At 49.1% G+C, this 985-nt stretch carries 3 protein-coding genes; all 3 read left to right on the top strand.

The window, feature by feature from the left end; all coding sequences use genetic code 11:
• Positions 1-90, top strand: a 90-nt coding sequence (locus AC4PR2_RS29180; RefSeq protein WP_492175994.1) for a ParE family toxin-like protein, incomplete at its 5' end; no start/stop codon positions are given.
• Between the two features lie 13 nt (positions 91-103).
• The gene (locus AC4PR2_RS29175; protein WP_492176085.1) at positions 104-484 is read left to right on the top strand and encodes a phage protein NinX family protein; all 381 of its coding nucleotides are present in this window, start codon (positions 104-106) and stop codon (positions 482-484) included.
• Positions 481-825, top strand: a complete 345-nt coding sequence (locus AC4PR2_RS29170) for a hypothetical protein (protein WP_492176084.1) — start codon at positions 481-483, stop codon at positions 823-825. The genes AC4PR2_RS29175 and AC4PR2_RS29170 overlap by 4 nt, the downstream gene beginning before the upstream one ends.
• Positions 826-985: the final 160 nt, after the last annotated feature.

The following is a 985-nucleotide window of genomic DNA, read 5'->3' as shown; positions in this document are numbered from 1 at the left end:
AATAAACGCTGGCGCTTACTTTCAAAAGACGACGGCCATAATTGGCTGTTGCTTACCCACAATGATTACAACTGCGTGATCGATAAATAGAGGGAGGTGGAGCGTGATTATTAACACATGCGAATTAACCGGGAAAGCCCTCGATTGGGCAGTTGCAGAAGCTATCTGCCTACCGATGAAATCTCATGACGATGTGGAGTGGCCTGATGATGTGGAGTGGATAGCAGAGGGTGACGGCCGGATCAACCACTACACCGAATATCACAACCACTGCGGAATGAATCGGCGTTATGACAAGGAACCATTCTCTCCTTCATCTGATTGGAGCCAATGCGGCCCGTTGATTGAAAAATTTCACATATCGTTCAGTGGTGATGAGTCCAATTATCTGTTTTCAGCCTGCCGAGCAATCGTGGCCTTGCACCTTGGCGATGTTGTAGCAATACCAGACGGGCTTTGCGAGGCCCAGGAGAAAGCACAATGAGCAAGCTGACAAAGCGGGAGCTGGATTACCTCCACCCAGCTGCAATTCTTCGGTTAAAAATTGAGGTTCAGCACTGGCGCAAAACACCTTGCTGGGATGGCGATCATCTACTTCCAGTCAAGGTAGGGAAAGTTTGCGAATCGCTTATTGAACGCGGTTATTTAGAGCGGATTGATGACCGGTTTTATAAAAATCAAGCCACTATACGGGCGACGAAAAAATGCTTCGAACTGGCATGCCAAGAATGTCATGGCCGAGGAAAGGTATTTAACGATGATGACATTGAAATCGGAGACTGCCCGCACTGCTATCGTGGATTGAAACAACAGGGGGATGCATGACACCAACCAAATCTGAAAGAAAGGTCAAGTTCAAGCCGGGGCAGGTGTTCTATACCTGCTGGCCCTACACGAACGAGGCGGGACGCGTGGAGATCACCATCGATGAATGGGAGGTTAGAACCATTCGTCGCAAGCGCAACAGCCAATCGCAGTTCGGGGT

The sequence above is a fragment of the Serratia sp. A07 genome (assembly GCF_058725505.1).
Note: the sequence above shows the minus strand (reverse complement) of the source record. Positions and strands in the feature narration are given on the sequence as shown.